The sequence below is a fragment of the Leptospira sarikeiensis genome (assembly GCF_004769615.1).
GTDB classification, from domain to species: Bacteria; Spirochaetota; Leptospiria; order Leptospirales; family Leptospiraceae; genus Leptospira_B; species Leptospira_B sarikeiensis.
Map to the genome: position 1 here is coordinate 44,722 of NZ_RQGF01000015.1, position 20,316 is coordinate 65,037.

At 39.8% G+C, this 20,316-nt stretch carries 17 protein-coding genes; 7 read left to right on the forward strand and 10 right to left on the reverse strand.

Features of this window, described 5'->3' with window-relative positions:
• Position 1: 1 nt before the first annotated feature.
• From EHQ64_RS07770 to EHQ64_RS07790, 5 genes are all read left to right on the forward strand, one after another.
• The gene (locus tag EHQ64_RS07770; RefSeq protein WP_135648923.1) at positions 2-601 is read left to right on the forward strand and encodes a DUF6580 family putative transport protein; all 600 of its coding nucleotides are present in this window, start codon (positions 2-4) and stop codon (positions 599-601) included.
• 23 nt (positions 602-624) lie between these two features.
• Positions 625-1,668, forward strand: a complete 1,044-nt coding sequence (cobT, locus tag EHQ64_RS07775; RefSeq protein WP_135648924.1) for a nicotinate-nucleotide--dimethylbenzimidazole phosphoribosyltransferase — start codon at positions 625-627, stop codon at positions 1,666-1,668.
• Positions 1,669-1,720: 52 nt separating this feature from the next.
• Positions 1,721-2,533, forward strand: coding sequence for an adenosylcobinamide-GDP ribazoletransferase (locus tag EHQ64_RS07780; protein WP_135648925.1), 813 nt, complete (start codon positions 1,721-1,723; stop codon positions 2,531-2,533).
• Positions 2,518-3,159, forward strand: a complete 642-nt coding sequence (gene cobC, locus EHQ64_RS07785; protein WP_135648926.1) for an alpha-ribazole phosphatase family protein — start codon at positions 2,518-2,520, stop codon at positions 3,157-3,159. The genes EHQ64_RS07780 and cobC overlap by 16 nt, the downstream gene beginning before the upstream one ends.
• A 100-nt stretch (positions 3,160-3,259) precedes the next feature.
• A complete protein-coding gene (locus tag EHQ64_RS07790) occupies positions 3,260-4,339 on the forward strand; it encodes a vWA domain-containing protein (RefSeq protein ID WP_135648927.1) in 1,080 nt (359 codons plus the stop codon).
• A 3-nt stretch (positions 4,340-4,342) separates the two neighbouring features.
• Here the strand turns inward: EHQ64_RS07790 and EHQ64_RS07795 are convergent, their stop codons facing one another.
• From EHQ64_RS07795 to EHQ64_RS07825, 7 genes are all read right to left on the reverse strand, one after another.
• Complete coding sequence (locus EHQ64_RS07795; RefSeq protein WP_135648928.1) at positions 4,343-5,998, reverse strand: mucoidy inhibitor MuiA family protein; 1,656 nt, start codon at positions 5,996-5,998, stop codon at positions 4,343-4,345.
• Positions 5,999-6,006: 8 nt separating this feature from the next.
• Entirely contained in the window at positions 6,007-8,115 is a 2,109-nt protein-coding gene (locus EHQ64_RS07800; protein WP_135648929.1) for a DUF4139 domain-containing protein, read from the reverse strand.
• 117 nt (positions 8,116-8,232) lie between these two features.
• Positions 8,233-9,525 carry a sterol desaturase family protein gene (locus EHQ64_RS07805; RefSeq protein WP_135648930.1) on the reverse strand — a complete coding sequence of 431 codons (1,293 nt, stop codon included), beginning with the start codon at positions 9,523-9,525 and terminating at the stop codon, positions 8,233-8,235.
• Positions 9,526-9,659: 134 nt separating this feature from the next.
• Positions 9,660-11,225, reverse strand: coding sequence for an OmpP1/FadL family transporter (locus EHQ64_RS07810; RefSeq protein ID WP_135648931.1), 1,566 nt, complete (start codon positions 11,223-11,225; stop codon positions 9,660-9,662).
• A 277-nt stretch (positions 11,226-11,502) separates the two neighbouring features.
• Positions 11,503-13,407: a chloride channel protein gene (locus EHQ64_RS07815; protein ID WP_135648932.1), complete on the reverse strand. Its 1,905-nt coding sequence runs from the start codon at positions 13,405-13,407 to the stop codon at positions 11,503-11,505.
• A 6-nt stretch (positions 13,408-13,413) separates the two neighbouring features.
• A complete protein-coding gene (locus EHQ64_RS07820; protein WP_135648933.1) occupies positions 13,414-14,217 on the reverse strand; it encodes a hypothetical protein in 804 nt (267 codons plus the stop codon).
• Positions 14,217-15,077, reverse strand: a complete 861-nt coding sequence (locus tag EHQ64_RS07825) for a CPBP family intramembrane glutamic endopeptidase (RefSeq protein WP_135648934.1) — start codon at positions 15,075-15,077, stop codon at positions 14,217-14,219. Before EHQ64_RS07825 ends, EHQ64_RS07820 begins: the two co-directional genes overlap by 1 nt.
• 79 nt (positions 15,078-15,156) lie before the next feature.
• On the opposite strand from EHQ64_RS07825, the gene EHQ64_RS07830 reads away from it, so the two are divergent.
• Positions 15,157-16,086, forward strand: a complete 930-nt coding sequence (locus EHQ64_RS07830) for a peptidoglycan DD-metalloendopeptidase family protein (protein ID WP_135648935.1) — start codon at positions 15,157-15,159, stop codon at positions 16,084-16,086.
• Entirely contained in the window at positions 16,086-17,186 is a 1,101-nt protein-coding gene (locus tag EHQ64_RS07835; protein WP_135648936.1) for an SMP-30/gluconolactonase/LRE family protein, read from the forward strand. The genes EHQ64_RS07830 and EHQ64_RS07835 overlap by 1 nt, the downstream gene beginning before the upstream one ends.
• Before the next feature lie 38 nt (positions 17,187-17,224).
• On the opposite strand, the gene EHQ64_RS07840 is transcribed toward EHQ64_RS07835, so the two are convergent.
• Genes EHQ64_RS07840 through cobA form a run of 3 tightly spaced genes read right to left on the reverse strand, consistent with a single transcriptional unit; the run spans position 17,225 to position 20,307 of the window.
• Positions 17,225-18,910, reverse strand: coding sequence for an NADPH-dependent assimilatory sulfite reductase hemoprotein subunit (locus EHQ64_RS07840; protein ID WP_135648937.1), 1,686 nt, complete (start codon positions 18,908-18,910; stop codon positions 17,225-17,227).
• Positions 18,911-18,940: 30 nt separating this feature from the next.
• Positions 18,941-19,534, reverse strand: coding sequence for a precorrin-2 dehydrogenase/sirohydrochlorin ferrochelatase family protein (locus EHQ64_RS07845; RefSeq protein WP_135648938.1), 594 nt, complete (start codon positions 19,532-19,534; stop codon positions 18,941-18,943).
• On the reverse strand, positions 19,531-20,307 hold the full coding sequence (gene cobA, locus EHQ64_RS07850) for a uroporphyrinogen-III C-methyltransferase (protein ID WP_135649045.1): 777 nt from the start codon (positions 20,305-20,307) through the stop codon (positions 19,531-19,533). The genes EHQ64_RS07845 and cobA overlap by 4 nt, the downstream gene beginning before the upstream one ends.
• Between the last annotated feature and the right edge of the window lie 9 nt (positions 20,308-20,316).

Sequence of the window (20,316 nt, forward strand, 5' to 3'; positions counted from 1 at the left end):
TATGCATTCTTCAAATTCTTTCTCTAAAAAATTCCTAAATTTGATCTCATTTCAAAATTGGGAGCCGATCCATTGGACAGGTGTTGTAGTTTCTGCTTTGTCCAGAGTCCTTCCTCATCCTCCGAATTTTACTCCTGTAGGAGCCATGAGTCTATACGCAGGGGCAAGAGTTCAAGGTTGGAATTCCTACCTAGTTCCGATACTTTCTCTATTCATGTCGGACTTCGCATTATCTAAGATCCATGGTTATGATCTTTTCCATGATACATTACCGATCATTTACGGTTCGTTTTTATTTAATGTATTCTTAGGGAAAAAATTTCTAGCAGAGTCTTCCTCTTTTTTAAAGACCGGAATATTAGCGGCGATTGCATCGACACAGTTCTATTTAGTTTCCAATTTCGGAGTTTGGGCAATAAGCGATATGTATCCTAAATCTTGGGAAGGTTTAATTGCTTGTTATATTGCGGCTTTACCTTTCTTTCAAATGACTTTCCTAAGCGATCTAATTTATTCCGGAATTCTTTTTGGAGTGCTGGATGGTTTGGAAATCCGTGCAGGTAGATCCTTATCCAAGCCAGTATCCTGGGCTCATAACTAAATAATACAACAAGTGAAAATAAAGTGATTCGACCTAAAGATGTACATCAATTGGACTTAGATAAATTATTACGTAATAAAATAGATACCAAGACCAAGCCCTTAGGTGCTTTGGGTAAATTGGAAGATCTAGCATATCGCATCGGAACAATCCAGAATACGGTGGATCCAGTATTATCCAATCCTCATTTATTGGTTTTTGCAGGAGATCATGGGCTCTCAGATTCAGGAGTCTCAGCATTTCCAAAAGAAGTGACATACCAAATGGTATTAAACTTTCTGAATGGAGGAGCCGCTATCAACGTTTTCTGTAAACAACACGGGATCCGATTATTAGTGGTTGATTCAGGTGTCGCAGGAAACTTCGAAGAATCCCATCCTGACTTTATTTCTGCAAAAATCGCCGCTGGGACCAGAAATATATTAAACGAACCTGCAATGACCAAGGAAGAATGCGAAGAAGCTATCCGGATCGGAGGAGAAATCGCAAGTACCAAAGTTCCGAAAGATTGTAATGTAATCGGTTTCGGAGAAATGGGAATAGGAAACACTTCCAGTGCTTCATTAATTGCTTCCGTATTCTTGGAAAGAAATGCAGAGGATCTTACCGGAAGAGGAACCGGGTTGGACGACCAGGCCTTGGAACGTAAAAAAAAGATCCTAGCAGATTGTAGAAAGAAACATCAGGTAAATCCGAAAGATCCGATCGACGTTCTCACTAAATTCGGGGGCTTCGAGATCGCAATGATCTGCGGAGCAATGCTTTCTTCCTACAAAGAAAATCGTTTGATCCTTGTGGATGGATTCATAGCGAGCTCCGCTTTTTTAACTGCTGCCAGGATCGAACCTAAAATAGTTCGCAATGCAGTATTCGCTCATAAGTCTTCCGAACAGGGCCATCGATTGATCCTAGAATTTTTTGATGCGGACCCGATCTTAGATTTAGGACTTCGTTTGGGAGAAGGTACCGGTTGTGCCTTAGCATATCCGATCTTAGAATCTGCATTGGCATTCCTAAGGGATATGGCTAGCTTTGAATCGGCCGGCGTATCTGAAAAAAAGGAATAATCCGATAAATTCTCGCTGATTGAATTCGGGGAAAGGATAAGTTCGTCTTTGCATGTTTGGGTTTATCCGAAAAGAACTGATCATTTTCCTTTCCTCCGTTCGTTATAACACTCGTATACTAGTTCCTTCATGGGTGGAACATTCGGATGAATATCTGACTTCCTCTTCCAGATATTTTCCTTTGGTAGGTTGGATTGTAGGAACTATTACATGGGTAGTCCTTTGGATCAGTGATTTTTCCCTTCCTTGGGAAATCAGCATCGTACTTGCGATGGCAATTTCCGTTTTTACAACTGGAGCATTTCACGAAGACGGTTTTACAGATGTTTGTGATGGTTTCGGGGGTGGATGGACTAAAGAAAAAATTTTAGAGATCATGAAAGATAGCAGGATCGGTGCCTTTGGGACGATCGGGATCATTCTTGTACTTCTTCTAAAATTCGTATGTTATAAATCTTTAGAAGAATTTTCAATCGAAGTATTGTTTATAACGATCCTCTCCTCTCATTCTTCCAGTAGGTTTTGGGCATTATTCACCGCAAAAACACTTCCTTATGTGCGTGAAGACGAACTTTCTAAAGCAAAACCTATTATAAAAACTTTAAAAACTTCTAATGTAATTATAGCTTCCATTTGGGGATTAGCTCCTTGGTTCGCGTTCCTACATAACGAATATCTTCCTTCAGATCGTGTTTTCGGATTCTTATTGTACCCGTTTATCCTGCAGATGTTAGGATTCTTATACATGAGAAGCTTTTATAAGAAATGGCTTGGAGGATATACGGGAGATTGTCTGGGCGCAGTCCAACAGGTTACCGAGTTATTGTATCTGATCGGGATCGTTCTCGCATGGAAATCTTTCTAGTACGCCACACAACTCCGGAAGTAGAACCAGGCACCTGTTATGGAAAAACAGATCTAGGCCTTCCTTCCAGTTTTGAAAAAGAAGCGGAGAATGTTCGAAAACTCCTTCCTACGAATGTACATTCTATTCGTACAAGTCCCTTATTTAGATGTTATAGCCTTGCAGAATTCCTGAGTAAACAAATGGAATCCGATACTTTTTCTCCTGCATGGAAAGTGGATCAGAATATACAAGAGTTGAATTTTGGAGATTGGGAAGGTCGCTTGTGGGAAGATCTCCCAAGAACGGAAACCGATCTCTGGATGGAAGATTATGTACATCGAAAACCTCCAGGCGGTGAAACTTATTTGGAATTAAAAAATAGAATAGTAAAGTCTTGGGAAGAAACATTACAAGAGGCAAGGTCTTGGGAGAAAATTAAAAAAGAAGAAGGAGAAGCCTCCGAATACAAAACGATTTGGGTCAGCCATGGAGGACCGATTCGCTGTTTGGCTTCCTTAGTTTTAGGTTTTCCTTTGGAAAATTCCTTCCGACTTGTTTTAGAATACGGATCCGTATCTTGTTTTAAGATCCGTTTTGGAGAAACCGAATCTTTTCCTCAATTCCAGTATTGGAATAAGAAATAGCCCGTTTTCCGAATATAGTAGACATAAACTTAAGTTACCTCTATTACTAAGGTGTTTTTCTATTTAACCGATAAGAATATAGAATTCGAACTTATCAAAAATGTTTTCCTCCATTTTCTCAATCAATTCTCGTAAGAAGATATTCAAATACCTTTATGTATTCTTCCTATTCGTCTGGATCCCAAGTTCATATCAGTATTCTTCTCCTGAATTGGCAGTACCAGGCCAAAATGAAAATGCGAAATTATTCATACTAGATGCTAGCGGTTCTATGAACGAATATCTGGGAATTTACCAGAAAGTTCATTTAGCAAAAAAGTATGTGAGACACTTTGTTGATAAACTTTCGGAAGAAACCGAAGTAGGTTTTATCGCTTACGGAAATCGCCTACCCGGTTGCCAGTCATCCAGGCTATATCAACCTTTAGAAAAAGGAAATCGTCCTCAATTTCAAAATAAACTTTTCGGCCTTACTCCGTCTGGAGCAACTCCTCTTGCCGAATCGATCCGGATCGCTGGAGATTATATCCAACGTAGAAAAAATGCAACTGATCTGATTTTAGTAACAGACGGTATTGAAAGTTGTTATGGAAATCCTGAAAAAGAATTACAGGTTCTACAGCAAAAAGGGATCCGATTTAAAATGCATGTGTTCGGTTTAGGCCTGAAACCGGATGAAAGACAGATCATGCAGACCCTTGCTAAGGCAGGAAACGGAAAATATTATAATGTCGCAGAAGACAGTGACTTTTATCTGGCGATAGAAGATCTATTAAAACAAGAAACTCCACCAAAAAGAACTCAAATTGAAACGAGTAAACGTAAATCTAAAATAGAAATTCTTTCGGTTACAAAAAATCAAACTGATCCGGAAGAGAACGTTTATAAAGTAAAATTTCGTTTTGAAAATCCTGATTCCGACAGACAATGTGTGATCTTGAATTTGAAAAGAAAAAGTTCTGAATTGTCTAAAACACAAACCTGGAATCCGCAAAGAGCTGCCGATCCAGAAAGAGTTTTGAGAACGGAACAAATCTGTTTCGAGAACAAAACTGGAGAGGGTGAATTTCAGATCTCCGCTCCAATCCATCTTCCTTTAAATCTAGAATTGGAATTATGGGATACGAAAAATATTCCTTTCTCCATTGATAAAAGTGGAGAAAGGGATCTTACGGAATAAAATCTAAAACGATCTTAAAAAATCTAAATTTTGATGATTCGGATAAGTAACTCTATACTCCAAGCGGATCTCCTTTTTACCGGAAGGAGGAATTACCAGGCTCCATTCTAAAATCCCTGAATTCGGGCGATATTCCTTGGAACCCGGAGTACTTACCTCCTGATTTACTTCTACCTTAACACTTGCAGATTCGGAGATAGGTATCTGCTCCCTTACTATTACGGTTTTACTTTCCTTTCCGAAATTCTCTAAACTCAAATAAACTTTTTTCTCCATTACCTTTTGAGTGGAGATAATTCCTTCTTTAGTTTCGTTCCAATCCTTTCTATAAGAAAGACGTAAACTACCTTCAGTACCTAAGGAAACGGAAAGGTTTTCCTTAGGAGAAACGTAAGAAGTTTTCGTTCTTCCTACAAGTCCTGAACTTCTGAATAAGGAAACTTCACCCGGTAAAATAGGAAACTCTCCCAAGTTCTGGAATTCAGCCTCAAGCAAAGGAAAAGGTTTATATCTAGGAGAAGCTACGGTTTTCACTAAGATCGGTCCGCTAAAAGCCAACATTTCGAATTTTCTGGATTCCTTTTGAGAAGCCAGAGTAATCGTTTTAGGCAATCTGAATAAGAACCCGCTTCCTCTTTCACTAGAAGGAGAAGGTTCTTCGGCTGCTGGCATATTACTTTCTTCTCTAGCTACTTGAGCTGCACCAACTGCCTGGGTCTGATTCGTTAAAATTTCTTGTTTAGAATCGACTTCTACATCAAATAATCTTAATGGACGTAGCCTATCTCTTCTCAAAGAGAGATCAGGTCTTGTAGTAGATAAAAGAAGTTGTACTCCTCTCCAATCTTCTCCCGTTTCCTGTTTGATCTCTACAATGTATTCTAGCCTGGCCTTACTCAAAGAATCGTCTGCAGTTAGTATATAAGCAGGTTTCCAATCTGCATTCGGGACCAGATAGCTTAAACGTAACTCGACAGATTTAGTTTCCGAACTAGTATTCACGATTTGTACCCAAGTAGTTCTGGAACTTTTTTCAGCCTGAGATAGTAGAATAGAAAGTTGTGCTCTTGCTTCCTCTAGTTCGGTTTGGACCTTGCGCTTTGATTTTTCTAATTTTTCCCAGGAAGCAAAAATGGAAACCGCTTCGTCTCTGGTCTTTTTGAGATAGCTCCCCCAATTTTTACCATCGCCTTCCACTCGTCCGTATAATAAGTTTCTTCCTACAACGTCCGAAACTTTTTTGCGTAACTCGGCCAATAGTTCTTTTTCGGCCTTCAGATCATTTTCCTTGGCTAATAAGGTTTCTAGATCCTTTTCCAATCCTTGGACTTTTTTCTGAAGTTGTGCTACTTCCGGATTAGAAGCGGCTGTCCCTTCTTCTTTCCAAGTTCTGGAGCCTGTAACTTCCACTTGAGGAGAAGTTATCGCAGCGGTTAAAGTTTCTTCTAAAAGTGAAACAGGTAAATATGAGATCTCGATCTTATTCGCCCCTGGTTCCAACTGTATTTTTCCGGATCTTAAAATCTGAGCAGTTCCTTGGTGAACCGTAACTTCTTTGATAGGAAGATTAAATTCTTTTGCAAAAACAGGAAAACTTACAAAGAATAAAAATAAGGAAAATTTTCTAAAAGATGAATACATTTTAATTTTATAATACATATTATACCTCAATAGGAATCCGAACCAGGGGTTTCTCTCAGTAAATTATCCGCAGGATAAGAGACTGTATATTCGAACTGGATCGTTTTAAGAGAATTTGCATTTATATCGAATTCGTAAGTGAGTATCCCGTCATCTGTCTTGGATTTCGGCGAATCCGTACCAAGAGACCATTTAACCTCAACACTATCGTCGTTCGTATATGGAATACGATCGATCAAACGAACAGGAACAGATCTGCGCTTATTGTTTTTGATCGATATAGTCACCCTATAACGAATATTTTTTTTACGGGAAATGATTCCGGACTTATCATCCAGTTTTTCCTGTTTTCTCTCCACCTTGATATCTCGATCGGGGCCCAGTTCCATTTTGATCTCTTGGCCGGGCTTTAAAGTAGAAACAGTCGTAGTTCCTAAAAGATTTTCTCCTGAATAAATTTCGAGAGGCCCTGCAAGTAAAGGTTCTCTTTCAGTATTAGAAGAAACTACATTCAAAAACACTCCGTCATTCGTGAGTGGAGAAGTTTCATAACCAGGACGAACTGTGATATTTCTTTTGCGCAAGAAGACACGATTTAATGTGCGATCGGACGGGATCTTCTCTCTGGATTGAGCAATATATCTAAAATCAAATCCTTCGGAAGAAAGCCCCGGAGCAATAAGCTGATTTGCATATTTTTTGTCCGAACTCAATTGAGAAGATCTATTCAGCAAATTCTGTACTTCATTCTCTAGATCTTTTAATTCTTTTCTGGAAGTTTCTCTAAGTCCTGAAAATCTACGAAGAGCTTCCTTTCCATAACGGATCGACTCTTCATAAGAGCCTCGATCAAAAGAATATTTCTGGTTTGCAAGTTCTCCTTGTAATTGGTTCATATTCTCTTCTACCCGAAGAGAATTGGATCTATCTTTATAATTTCCTTCTATCAAGGCTCTGGATTGCATGAGAGGGCTGTCGTTCTTTTCCTGAGAATAAACCATATCATCGATACTTTCGCCGGCCTTACTTCTCTGTGCTCCCTTTGGAGCAGGGGCCTTCTTTTTTGATTCCTTTTTCATTTGGATAGAAGCTCCCGCTGAAGGTTTATTTGGAGCTTCATCATATTCTTTATCAGCAACACCGGAGTAATCTCCATCGTTCGAATAAACCGCAACTTCTTTGGAAGCGATCCTATATTCTCTATATTCCGGAAGATCAATATCTTGATTCGGATTTGCAGTAGAGAATTCTAATCTTACATTCTTCCAATCTTCTCCGGTTTCATTTCTAACTAATGCATGCCATCCTAACTCTGCCTCTTGTCCGTTTGGATGTAATTCTAAAGTATATCTAGGATACCAATTGGCCCCACGGATCAAATACTTATATTCGAACGGGATCACACTTGCCGAATCAGATTCCACATCCAGCCTGATCTCTTTTCTCCTGAGTGTATCTCCTTCTGCAAGATGAGCCAGTTTTGTAGTAACTATATAAAATTCTTCTCGGATACGATCCAACTCTTCCAACTTAGCGAGCCGGAGTTTCGTATTATCTTCCGCAAGTTCCGCATACGTTTTTCGAAAATTAGAGAAGTTCTCAGAGTCGATTTTTTCTATCACTCCATACTCTTCTCTTACGGTCGGTTTAATCGATTTTATAGAAGCTTCCCAATCCAATAGATCCTGTACTTCTCTTGATTTGGTACTCAAAGCCAGAAGGAGACTTTCCTTTCTTTTTTCTAAGTCTTCCGCTTCTTGGGATTTTTTCCTTCTAGATGCTTTCTCTAATACTCTGATCCCTTTGATCTTAAACTTTTTGCTCTGATCCGTAAAAGTAACGATCACACTCTTATCCAAGGAAGCGATTGGAACTTCTCCCAATAAAATCTCGGAAGATCCTACAGGTAATTTTACTTCCGATTGTCTGGTTACGTACACCAGATCGGAATATAATAACACAGAATCGATTTTAGCGAAGGAGACTGAAACTGGAGTTTTGGAAGATCTCTCTTCTTCCGTAATCGCAGTCGGAGTATCGCTTTCTGCTGGATCCGATTCTTGCGCATAGGGGCCGGTTCCGATAAAAGTAAAAATTAATACGGATAGAACCGAAATGGTTAAGCGGAAATTCATAGGTTCTATGTGGATACTTGTCGAAACAAAGTTCGTCAATTTATTTTCAAGATCATAAAAAAAGCGCCTTCTATGAAAAGGCGCTTTTTACAAGAAATCTCGGTCAAAAATCCAAGCTTAAACTGTTTTAGGCGTGTATCCCTTGATACTGAAAAATCTTTTTTGAGAGATCAAAAATCCACCCAATATACAGAATGAGATGACTGCGACTTCTTTCATTAAAACCGGAAGGTATTGTAGAGTTTCCACAGGAAGTACTGCAGCTAATCTTTCCACATGAGTAAAATCAAACGGATAGATATAAGTTAGAGCAGCGATAGAAGCTAGCCTTATCAATTCAGAAACCATCCCGGAAGTTTTTAATTCAAAAATGGCCCCTATATTCCAAAGAGTCCATAATACATAAAAACCAAGTGCACACATTTCTAATAAAGGTAATTCTCTTTTGAACTCTATATAGATCATGGAAGCGCCAAGCCCAAAGAAAAATTGAGTAATGGAATACGCGAGAAGTGTGTAAGGAATATGAGTATTAAATTTTTGGTATGTAGTTCTGTCTATCTCGGGAGGAGTCACAAATTCTCCTAGATCTTTTGGCTTCCAACCCGGAGGAGTGAACCAAACTAAAAACTTGTCTTTCCAATTTTTAGTTTTTAAACTCATAAGAAGAAGTTCTTCGAAATAATGGAATTGGGTCCAGACAGGGCTCCAAGTCTGCATAGGTTTTACGATCCCGAAGATAGGCTCCTCTTCCTCTTCTTTGTAGGAACCGAACATTCTATCCCAAATTGCAAAAGTACCAGCATAATTTTTATCTATATATTTCGGATCCCTTCCGTGATGAACTCTATGCTGAGAAGGTGTATTGAAGATCCATTCAAAGAAGCCTAGTTTCGGGATCGCTCTAGTATGAAGCCAAAATTGATACGCAAAGTTGATCTGGATACAAAGTAGGAACATGACTGGAGGAAAGCCCATTACGGCTAAAGGAAGATAGAAAGGGAGAGAGAAAGTATTTTGAGTAACCCCCTGCCTCAGAGCCACCGTAAAATTATAATCTTCACTTTGATGATGAGCCACATGAGACGCCCAGAATATATTGATCTCATGAGCGAACCTATGATACCAATAATAGAAAAAATCCGCCAAGATAAAACAGGCAATCCAGCCTACCCAAGAATCGTTCGAAATATTCAATATTCCAAATTTTGCATATACCCATGTGTATATCGCCATGAGCCCTAGAGATATAAACACTGTGAATATCTGCATGAAGATCCCAGCAGAAAGATTATTAATAGAATCCTTAAAACGATAGAACGGCTTGGACGAAAACAAGGACCAAAGGAGTTCTACAACAACCAAAACAAAAAATACGGGAGTGATCAGTTCAATTATATTCTTTTCCATCTCTATACCGAGCTTCGACTCTCTCTGTAGCGTTCATTCGGTCAAGAAAAAGAATCGAGGCGGATTTGAATTCCGCCTCAGATAGAGCTATTTGATAACAGATGTTATTTAACTAGCGCAGAAGGAATCGCTAGTTAGAAGAATAAACTCACAGAGAAGGTCATGGACCAAATATATCCGCCATAGTTATAGCTAGGATTTCTCTCAGTAGGGAATGTTTTATTGATCTCTACACTTTTCAATTGTTGGTTAGTGATCGCCAAATCGAAAATTACCGGATTCTTCAATCTATCTTTTAAGAATGCAAAGTTCTTTCCGTTGAAGATGTAAGAGACCCCGATGGAATAGATCATTCTATCATTATCCATCCAGTTATTCTCCCCTGAATAATGAGGAACAGGACTTGGTCTTTTTCCTAAACCTGCTCTGAATTTCAAGAATGGACGGAAAGCATACTCTGCTCCCAATCGAACGTTTGTAGTATCGTTAAAGTTCAGAGGATCGGAATATTTTTCCTTAATTCTGGAAAGTTTATACAAACTCCAGATCTCTCTGTTTACATCTACGTTTAACAAAAGTTTTTCGGTAGGTCTAAATCCAATCCCGTAAGACCAAACTCTTGGGTTGTATTGATCAAGAAGAGCTAGATCAAAATCCAACTGGATCCCGAGTAGAGTTGTTTGAGCACGCGCCGGGATTGGGTCAGCGGATAAGTAAGTTTCTCTTTTGTAAGAAACACCCGCGCTCCATTTTCCATAAGTGAATTGAAGTCCGTAAGTTGGGTTGATGATCGGCTTCAAAGTCAAAACAACCTGAGAGTTCGCTTGCACAGGATCAGGAGAAATAGGAACATCCTTCAAAAGGATCGCACCGGAACCTCCGGCAAGAGCGGTAACACCAACCCCCGCAAAAAGACGATCTTTCCAAAGTTCTACCCCGACTCCCGCCATGATCGTCGGACGTTCATTACTTTTTCCTGATTGAAGGTATCTAGGAACAGTGGGGTTCTGATCGTTCACCACCATCAAGTTCCCTGAAGCAGGAACAATAGCATTCAATCCGAAACGGATCGTTCTACCTATATCGAAAATTTCGTTTAGGTTCATCGTAAAACCCAGACCGACATAGCTGTCATCCGGATTCTTAGTGTTCTCATTTTTAGGAGCGTTGTTCTTTAAAGTCGGATTCGCATAAGTTCCCAAGAATGATACTTCGTGAAAAGGACGATTCGGACGAAGAAGAGGTTGGTATGTAAACATTCCCTTTCCCATATTCGCGAAACCGTCTCTGAAATTGAACCAAGCTTTTTTATACCAAGGCTTAGGAGGACCGCCGTCTTCCGCTTGAGGTTCTGTAGATAATAACGGACCTTCTTGAGGGATCGGATTCCCATTTGCGTCCTTAGGAGCTTCTCCATTTGCAGCAGCTTCTTTCTCTTTTTCTTTCTGTTCCCATTGGCCAACAAACAAATCCGCTTCGTTCATCCGACCCAATCCAGCAACATTATAGAAAACTGCTGAAGAGTTGTTAACAGTTGCCGTAACTGCACCCGCCATACCGGACGCTCCGGCATGTGCACCATAAATATCCCCGTAACTTCCGGCAGTCAGCTCAGTTGTGCCGACTCCCAATATCCCCAATAGAGAAAATAGGATCCTCAATTTGGAGATAATTTTTTGACTTGAAACACTGTTTCGCATTGTCCCTTCCTGCTTTGAACCAATTCCTTAATATAATTCTTAACATCTAGAACTGGCTGATCTTTTTATTACACATCAGTTATTTTTTAAAAATTTTCCGTATATTAGCGGAAAGCCCAAAATTGTCCACTAAAATCAAAAAAAGAGCCTTTACACGTTTTCGGACATAAATTGATAAAAACAGGCGATATTAAGAGATAATTATATATTATTGTAAAAGAATGAACGCTACATATATTTTTTCTTCTAAGTCCCGAATCAAAAAATGGGGGAATTTCTAATTGGAAGCAGGCCTGGAAGAACGGGTCTTTTCAAAATATATGGAAATGATGTCAGCGTAACGCAAATATCCCAAATATTCTCCCGCTTCTTCTACCGGGATCTTATCCATATTATTATCTACTAGAGTTTTAAATGCAGAAGCAAGGCTTGTTTGGAGTTGAACAGGTAAAATGGACGAATCCGTAAGATCTCCTACAAGGACCAAATTCCTGGTCAGATCTCTCCCTTCTAAAAACAATCTATTGGTTCTAAGAGAGATCATACCTGCATACTTTTTTTCCTCGTCTAGGACAATATAGTCACTTGCGTTGATCTTTAAGGCTTCTTCTTCCAAATAAGATAGAAGGGTAGAGGTAGAAGTGACCGCAATATTCCTAAGCCTCTCTTTAATATCCTCGATACGAATTTCTTCCAGTAGGTCCCGGTTCATATCCCAGTAATGCGCCGGAGATTGGAACCTAGTGTTTTTCTGGCTTTTATACAGATTTAATTTATGCGATAAAACAAAACTTATAATAGAAACGATCATCAAAGGAGGAAGAAGAGAATAACTTCCTATGATCTCGCAGATCATGACCATACCGGCAATAGGTGCGCTCGCAATCCCCGCATAAAATGCTCCCATTCCAACGAGTACAAAGGATGCGATTGAGACATCGTATCCTAAAATCAATTTTGCAAGAGTTCCTACGGCTCCTCCCAACATTCCTCCGATAAACAAAGACGGCCCGAACATTCCTGCAGAACCGCCAGTCCCGATCGTAAAGGATGTTGTGATAATTTTCAAAAATGCGAAGAGTAGAAAACAAAATGCGATCAATAGTTCCGGGCTTAAATAAGAACCAAATCGGATCGCCTCCGAATTCTCAAGACCAAAGATATGAATACTATGAGAGAATATTTTTTCGAAAGAATAACTTCCTTCCAACACTTCTTGCAAAAATCCCGCTCCGGTCCCTATCACCTCCGGCAGAAAATATCCGACCAATCCTACAGGAATTCCGCCTAACGCGGGTTTTAACCATACGGGAAATTTCCAAGATTTGGACCAAGTCTGTATGAATTGAAACACTCGGATTAAAAATGCACCGGCCAAATAACAACCGATCCCAAGCGCTAAATAGAATAAGATTTCTTTGTAAGCAGTGAAGCCGATCTCCGGAACCTTATAAACGGAACCAAAACCGTTAAAAGAAGAATACGTTAAAAAAGCGGTAACGGAAGATATAATACATGGGACCAAACTATCACTTTCTATATCTTCCTTATAGACCATTTCTACGGAAGTTAAAGCGCCTCCCAATGGAGCATGAAAGATCGCACCCAAACCACCCGCAGTTCCTGCTAGCAATAATGTCCTTCTAGCTCTTGCCCCTGCCTTAGTAATATTTGCAACTAAGGAGCCGAACCCAGCACCAATCAAAGAGATAGGGCCTTCTTTTCCTCCACTTCCTCCGGATGATAAAGTGAAAATCGTCGCGATCGATTTGATCAAAGGGATCTTTGGGTCCACTTTTCCTTCTTTATTATGAAAAGAATCGATCAAAGAATCCGTTCCTGTCCCCGATGAATCCGGTGAAAATTTCCAGACTATCCAGCCTGTGATTAAACCGCCCAATATCGGAAGCACAAGCAAGAACCATCTACCTAAATAAAGAGAGTTGATCGGATCCAGAGAAACATAATATTCTCCACCGGAATGTGTATTATGTAATCCTGATATGGATTCTAAGGAAATATACTCTGCCCAAGCAAGAGCTCTTGAAAATAAGAAGGCGCCTAAACCGGATACGACCCCGGTCACTACACAATATAAATATAAGGATCTTCTACCTTTGATCGTAAAGTAGGAAGAAAATGATCTCTGTCGGAAAGGATCCGTTAGAAATTTTCCGAACATAAAAACTTAGAAGGATTTAGAAACCGATATCTCCATAATACGATTATGGGTATAGGTATCCTGCCAACCACCGATCATTCTATACAATCTTGGAAGAATTAATAGTCCGATAAATACCGGTGCACCTGGAGAATCCATAACGTTTCCGGAAGCCGTAGGTTTCAAAAAATAAGTCTCTAAGGCGCTATTCTTTTCCATGGTCGTAGTAGCGTAATAGTATCCGATCCCGGCCAATAATAGATCGGTGAGAATATAACCGAACATTCCCTTTAATCTATCTGAACCGGCATACACCGGAGATTTATAAGAGTTATAGAATACGGAAGCTGCCGGTTGAATGAGCGCTAAAGACTCGCTCCAAAAATAACTTTTTTTATAAGGTTCGAATTTTGCCTCTTCTGAAACCCCATCGGCAGAATTATAAATTCCTAATCCTCCGGTTAATTCTTTTTTAGTAAGTTCTTCTTGTAGAAAATTCCTAAAAACTTTTTCGGCCCCTTTTTTGTTGGATTCGATCCGAATTAAACTCATCTTATCCCGTTTTGCAAGACCTAAAACGAATACGTCTATCTTCATCGGGGAATACCATTTAGATACGTATCTGAATGCGAATCCTTTGGTGTTTTGATCCGATAAAACCCGATCGTAAGTCAATCGATTCAATGCGGATATGATCTTAATATCGTTTTCTCCCGGATCCCCTTCTAATTCGAAAACTTCTCCAGCCTGAGAAGCGGAGAAGGAGGACAAAAAGAAAAATATAGCGAATAGTTTTGAAATTTTAGATTTGAATCTTTTTCGTTTGTTCATCAAGAAATCCGATTACCTAATAAAAATGCGGCGAAAAGCATGGAGCTATTATACGTAATATGTGCAGTGACTGGGACCCATATATTACCGGTTTTTAAATATGATATTCCAAAAGAAAGACCGACGAAGATCAACAATAAAGGAGCCACATAAGATCCTCCTGTGAAATGGATTACTCCGAATACGAAGGAAGTTATGAGCAATCCGATCGATCCTAGATTTTTTTCTTCGAAATATTTAAGTAAAAATCCCCTAAAGAAAAACTCTTCGAAAATCCCTGCGCCGAAACTGATCGCAACTAAAGTCCAAGCCAAAAGTTTCCAATTCCAATACAGGTTCTTCGTAAGTATCTGTTCCAAATAATTGGATTGAGGTTTTCCGATTATAAAGAAGATCAAACTACTTGCAACATTCACGAAACAGAATGTAGCAAAACCTGTTGCGACCCCGGCTACAATATCTCTTCCTCCGACAGAATCCGTAAATTCTGCGGTTTCAATTTTTGCGATCTTTCGAATTAAAATATAAGAAGGTACTAAAAAACAAAGCCCCCAAATCAATCGATCCAAGGATAATAACCATGGGCGTTTGGAGACCACAAATTCTGTGTATTCTCTGATTGCTTTTTCTGCCGAGGCGGGCTCATTCCAAGCCACTTCGGAAGGAACAGGAGTTGAGATCTCCTTTGGATTAACAAGACCTTGTTTGGCAGTCCTAAGAGCCAAAGTACTTTCCACTTGGAATCGGGTGATCTTCATGTAGGAATACATACCGAGAAATAAGACAAAGATCTGGATCAAACCCATGAACAAGACGTCTTTGGCAGGGCTAAGTTTCTGATATTCCTTTTCTACATTCATTCCAATGGGCCCTTCCAATCATTTCCCGGGGATTTTTTGCGTCATTGTTTTTTTAATTTCTGCCGACTATAGAATCGATATGCCTTCCCAAAAGAGACATTTCATAACTCTCGTTTACCTGACCTTATCTATCACTTTCATCCAGATCCCTGGCTCGGAGATCTTTGCGGTCTACGATCATCTTCCTTTAAAAAGTTTGGAATATTCCGATTCGAAAATTATTAAAGTTAGAGAAGAAATAAAATATAACCTTCAAATTTCCGTATCGAACTTAGAGCAAAAGAATTTAGTCCCTCTTAGATTTTTAGTTTATAAGGTCGGACCGAAGGACACATTCTTTAAGATCATGGCCAGAACCGGTATGGACCTTGACACTTTATCTTCCGTAAATCAGTTAGCTTCTCCTCAAGATATTTATCCTGGTATGGAACTTCTCATCCCCAATATGAGAGGTGTGTATGATTCGGAAGAATCTTCATCCGAAGAATCCGTTCGCAAAAGAGTCGCAGCAAGATTCAGGATATCCCCCAAATTCTTATACTATGATGACCTCAGAAAATCCTGGTTCGTTCCAGGAAGAGGATTACCAAAAGAAGAGAAAAACTTTTTTTACGGTCTAGTTTTTTCGGATCCTTTAGCGGAAGAAGGAAGAGTAAGTTCGAAATTCGGAAGAAGAAAAGATCCTTTTACCAAAAAAGATACCTTCCACGGTGGGATCGACTTGGCTGCATCGGAAGGAACACCTGTCTATGCCTCTGCAGATGGAGAAGTTTCTTTTTCCGGGACAAGAGGTGGTTATGGAAGTCTTATCGTGCTGAAACATGGTTTGGGCTACGAAACCAAATACGGGCATCTCAGCAAATTATTAGTAAACCCTGGAACCAAGGTTAAAAAAGGACAACTGATCGGTGAGGTCGGAATGACCGGAAGAGCAACCGGTTTTCATTTACATTTTGAAGTATTAAGAAATAGTATGAGACAGAGGCCCGTATTCAAGGGTCATGTCTGATGTTTAAAGCAATATATTCCAATCCCACACTTAGGATTATTTTACCTTTTCTTTCTATAGTACTGGTCTTTGGGTCCTTTCTATTTTTTGGATGGAACAAAACAGATCCAACAGACTATATAGCCGACGAGCCTATCCATCAAAACGAAAAAGATATTTTATTTCTTTCTAATTCTATTAATGAAAAATCCCCGATCCTGAAACCTTATGGTTTAGCGATCGATTCCAAGGGTTCCGTTTATACCGGTTCTGCAGATGGGAATATCTATAAGATTAAAACAGATGGCAAGGTAGAACTATTTGCGGAAACTTCCGGAGTTCCAATCGGGCTTGTATTTGATGGGAAAGAAAATCTTGTATCTTGTGTTTCTGGACTCGGACTTGCATTTTACGATACGAAAGGAAACGAAAACGTTTTACTCAGAGAAGATTCGGAAGGAAATCCCTTAACCAATCTTTATGGTTTGGATATCTCTTCCGATGGAACCGTTTATTTCACTCAAGTGAGTAAAAAATTCGACTACGAAGAATCCTATTTAGAAGAATTAGAATCTATTCCGAATGGAAGGATTTTATCTTACGATCCAAGGACCCAAGAAGTAAAAACAGTTTTAGACGATCTATATCATCCTACCGGGATCAGTCTTTCTTCTACGGAAGATTTTTTGCTCTTCGGTGAAAAATACAGACATAGGGTTTCTAGGCTTTGGTTAAAGGGTAAAAAAACGGGGAGAGATCAATTCTTTATCACACATCTTCCCGGAAGTCCTTCATTGATCTCTTCCGACTTTCAGAGAAATTTTTGGATTACGTTATCTTCTCCAAGACATCCTGCGATCGATAAGATCCAAAACTTTCCGATCATAAAAAGGATCATCGCTTCTCTTCCTTCTTTTTTTAGACCGAAAGAAGGAGAACTTGCTTTCGTATTCGCGATGGATGAGAACGGAGATATAGTTTATTCTTTAGCGGATTATTCTTCTAGCAAACTGGGATCGATTACCGCGGCAATACCATATGGAAGCGGATTGATCCTTGCGGGATTTTCTTCCCACAAAATTTGGAAATGGAAGTTTGAAAGTTTAGAGATCTTCTTTTAAATGAAAAGCGCCCCGGCCGGGGCGCTTCAGGTGGAGTCTTACATTGCTCCCAATAATTCTCTGAATTTATCCAAAGAGTATCGAGCAGCAAAGTCTCCGAATTTTTCATTCGGGTTTCCTTCTTTCTTCCATACTTCAAAAGCTTTTTCCAATTGAACAGGGATATCGGCAAAAGGAACTTTCTTAGCTACGTAATCGCCAACTTTTGTTCCTTCAGGATTTCCTCCGAAGAAGAGTGAATATTTTCCTCCGGCTTGTTGACCTACGATCCCGATCTCTGCCGAGTAGGGTCTAGCGCATCCGTTTGGACAACCTGTCATTCTTACGATAGGAGCTCTATCATTCAGATCAAGTTTATCGATCACTTTTTGGATAGACTCCAATAGTTGTGGGAAGGTCCTTTCGGATTCGGTCAATGCAAGTCCACATGTGGGAAGAGCAGGACAAGCAAGAGCCCGATCATACAAAGGTTTTGGAGAAGAAGGATCAATATTATATTCTTTTAATTTCGATTCTACTTTTGCCTTATCTTCTTTTTTGATCCCCATCAGGATCAAATCTTGGTCCGCAGTTACTTGAACATTCAATTTGAAAGTGGCAATAATGTCCTTTAATGCAGTCTTTAAAGGTTTATCCGGAAAATCCTTGATCCTGCCGGAAAGAGTATGGAATCCTAAAGCAAGAGTTCCATCTGCTCTATCAGTCCAACCTAAATAATTAGGAGTTTCCCATTTCGGAAGTTTACGATCCGTATCGAATTTTACACCGGATCTGCGTTCCACTTCGGAACGGAACCATTCCACTCCCTTCTCCGCTAACACATATTTCAAACGTGCATGCTTTCTATTCGTACGATCTCCAAAATCTCTATGGGAAGTTACAATCCCTTCTGCAACAGAGATCAGATCTTTCTCAGGGATCCATCCGAGTAGATCAGCGGCTCTTGGATACGTTTCCGGTTTATTATGGGTCATTCCGAGTCCGCCGCCGGCGAATACAAAATAACCGTCGATCTTACCGTTTGCATCCAATGTTCCCGCAAAACCCATATCGTTTGTATAAAGATCGACTGAGTTATTCCCTGCAAGAGTTACTGCGATTTTGAACTTTCTAGGAAGATAGGTTTTCCCATAAATAGGATCAGGCTCGTCTTCCTTATTGATCTGGTTTTCTCCCAGCCAAAGTTCCGCATAAGCATTACTTTTATATTTAAAATGATCGGATAATAATTGAGCAACAGGATCCAATTGGTCCAGCTCCTTATTTCCCCAAGGATTTAATGCTTGAGTAACGTTACGCACAACATCACCGCAAGCTCCCATGGTAGAAAGATTCACTTTATGGACCGCTTGCATAATCGGTTTAAGGTCCTTAAGTAAGATCGTATGCATTTGAATGGATTGTCTAGTAGTTAAACGTAAAGCTCCACCACCGAATTGATCTCCCAAATCGTCCCAAACTAAATACTGATCGGAAGTCAGTCTTCCGCCTGGGATCCTTCCACGGATCATAAAGGATGTAGGATTTTCTATAAATTCTCCGGCCTCGTCCTTTCGACGATCTCTATCCTTCTGTTGATACATTCCGTGGAATTTGATTAATTGTTTATCGTCTTCCTCGAATCCGTCCGCACCTGTTTCGATAGCAACACCGATTTTTCCTCTTAGTCCCTTAGAGGCTGTTTTTATATGTTCGACTTCGCTAAGTTCTTTTTCTTCTGACATCGATCGTATTCGTCCTTTTGGATTAACTTCTTATGATTTCATCGAAAGATATTTTTGTTTAAATTCGCTGAGTAAAAATTTTAAGGCAGTCTTTCTTTCTTCAGGATCACCCAGTTTTTGTTTAGTTACATTACGAATTTCTAATAAATTTTCCAGTTCCTCATCGTGTTCTTTCGGAAGTATTTCTTCCAAAATCGTACGAATGGTCCCTGCAAGCCCCGCAAATCCGCCTTGAGTGGATACTGCCACGCGGATCGGCCCGCGATCAAAATATGCGGAAGAATAAAAATCACAAAGAGATGGATCGTCCGCACAATTTATCCAAATTCTTTTCTCTTTGGCATACTCCACCAAATTTTTATTCGTTTGTCTATCGTTAGTCGCCGAATAAATAAGTTCAAATCCGTCCAAGTCGGAAGTTTGCACTTCTCTTGTTTCTATCTTCGCATTCTTTAAAGAAGATAGCAAACGGATCACTTCCGATTTGAATTCTTTTGCGATCACAGTAAGCTCGCAACCGGTGTCCTTCAAATGCTGAAGTTTCTCTAAGGCAACATTTCCGCCCCCAACCAAGAGGACCTTTTTGCCTTCTAATTTTAAGAAAACTGGAAGAAGTTGATTCATACTTCTTCTCCTTGAGATAGAAAACCTTGTTCGGAAAATTCAGGAGTTTCTCCGATCAGATTCACTACGGGGCCTATATAAATGATCCCAGGACCGGAACTCTGTTTGGATAAACCTTCTTCGCTGATCTTTCCGAGATTAGTAACTGTAGTCTTTTGGGTTTTTAAACTAGCATTCTCTACAAGAGCCACAGGTAAGAAGGAAGAAGCTCCATGATCGATTAAATTTTTTGCGATCTGACCAATGGAAGAAGTTCCCATAAAAAGTGCGATCGTTCCTTTAAACTCTGCAAACCATTTCCAATCAGTGTCTTCTTTAAGAACAGTATGGCCGTCCATGATCAGAACTTGTCTGGACAATCCTCTATGAGTTAAAGGAAATCCTGCGCCTGAAGATCCTGCGCTTAATGCACTTACTCCCGGAACGATCTCGTACGGAATTTTTCTCTCTCTAAGAACGAGTAATTCTTCTCCGCCTCTTCCGAAAACGAAAGGATCTCCACCTTTTAAACGTACTACAGTTCTTCCTTCTTCAGCATAACGAACGAGTAGATCTATAATCTCTTGCTGGGTCGCAGAATGTTGGCCTGCGCGTTTTCCCACATAATGAACAATTGCCGAACTTGGAAAATATTCTAGGAAAGAAGGATCCAGTAAGGCGTCGTACAAAATTACTTCAGCCTTTTTTAATATATTTAGGGCCTTCAAGGTCATCAGCTCCGGATTTCCCGGACCAGCCCCTACTAAATATACTTTTCCTAATTCCATTTTCATAGATCGGGA

Bases quoted from the DNA above. Each gene is read 5' to 3' on its own strand.
- EHQ64_RS07780 (WP_135648925.1), top strand. From the start codon at position 1,721: ATGTTTGGGTTTATCCGAAAAGAACTGATCATTTTCCTTTCCTCCGTT.
- EHQ64_RS07835 (WP_135648936.1), top strand. From the start codon at position 16,086: ATGTTTAAAGCAATATATTCCAATCCCACACTTAGGATTATTTTACCT.
- cobC (WP_135648926.1), top strand. From the start codon at position 2,518: ATGGAAATCTTTCTAGTACGCCACACAACTCCGGAAGTAGAACCAGGC.
- EHQ64_RS07825 (WP_135648934.1), bottom strand. From the start codon at position 15,077: ATGAATGTAGAAAAGGAATATCAGAAACTTAGCCCTGCCAAAGACGTC.
- cobA (WP_135649045.1), bottom strand. From the start codon at position 20,307: ATGAAAATGGAATTAGGAAAAGTATATTTAGTAGGGGCTGGTCCGGGA.
- EHQ64_RS07810 (WP_135648931.1), bottom strand. From the start codon at position 11,225: ATGCGAAACAGTGTTTCAAGTCAAAAAATTATCTCCAAATTGAGGATC.
- EHQ64_RS07830 (WP_135648935.1), top strand. From the start codon at position 15,157: ATGCCTTCCCAAAAGAGACATTTCATAACTCTCGTTTACCTGACCTTA.
- EHQ64_RS07800 (WP_135648929.1), bottom strand. From the start codon at position 8,115: ATGAATTTCCGCTTAACCATTTCGGTTCTATCCGTATTAATTTTTACT.
- EHQ64_RS07820 (WP_135648933.1), bottom strand. From the start codon at position 14,217: ATGAACAAACGAAAAAGATTCAAATCTAAAATTTCAAAACTATTCGCT.
- EHQ64_RS07815 (WP_135648932.1), bottom strand. From the start codon at position 13,407: ATGTTCGGAAAATTTCTAACGGATCCTTTCCGACAGAGATCATTTTCT.
- EHQ64_RS07845 (WP_135648938.1), bottom strand. From the start codon at position 19,534: ATGAATCAACTTCTTCCAGTTTTCTTAAAATTAGAAGGCAAAAAGGTC.
- EHQ64_RS07805 (WP_135648930.1), bottom strand. From the start codon at position 9,525: ATGGAAAAGAATATAATTGAACTGATCACTCCCGTATTTTTTGTTTTG.
- EHQ64_RS07770 (WP_135648923.1), top strand. From the start codon at position 2: ATGCATTCTTCAAATTCTTTCTCTAAAAAATTCCTAAATTTGATCTCA.
- EHQ64_RS07840 (WP_135648937.1), bottom strand. From the start codon at position 18,910: ATGTCAGAAGAAAAAGAACTTAGCGAAGTCGAACATATAAAAACAGCC.
- EHQ64_RS07790 (WP_135648927.1), top strand. From the start codon at position 3,260: ATGTTTTCCTCCATTTTCTCAATCAATTCTCGTAAGAAGATATTCAAA.
- EHQ64_RS07795 (WP_135648928.1), bottom strand. From the start codon at position 5,998: ATGTATTATAAAATTAAAATGTATTCATCTTTTAGAAAATTTTCCTTA.